Source organism: Bacillus hominis, from assembly GCF_018332515.1.
Lineage (GTDB): Bacteria > Bacillota > Bacilli > Bacillales > Bacillaceae_G > Bacillus_A > Bacillus_A hominis.
Genome location: NZ_BOQD01000684.1, coordinates 1 through 208, shown reverse-complemented (window position 1 = coordinate 208; position 208 = coordinate 1). Strand labels below are relative to the sequence as shown.

1 protein-coding gene is annotated in these 208 nt (G+C 52.4%); it reads left to right on the top strand.

Annotated elements, in window-relative coordinates; genetic code table 11:
* Positions 1-75: 75 nt before the first annotated feature.
* Positions 76-208, top strand: a 133-nt coding sequence (locus tag KI356_RS28980) for a hypothetical protein (protein ID WP_498066727.1), incomplete at its 3' end; no start/stop codon positions are given.

The following is a 208-nucleotide window of genomic DNA, read 5'->3' as shown; positions in this document are numbered from 1 at the left end:
TCCGCGCTGTCCATGTCCAGACTGACTGCAACAATTACGCCTACTGCGGTAGGCTCTTAGAGTAAAAGTGACGATATGAATTCTCTGTTTGCCAGTACGGCCCGTGGGCTGGAAGAGCTGTTAAAAACTGAACTGGAAAACCTGGGGGCCGTTGAATGCCAGGTGGTTCAGGGTGGGGTCCATTTCAAGGGCGACACACGGCTTGTTT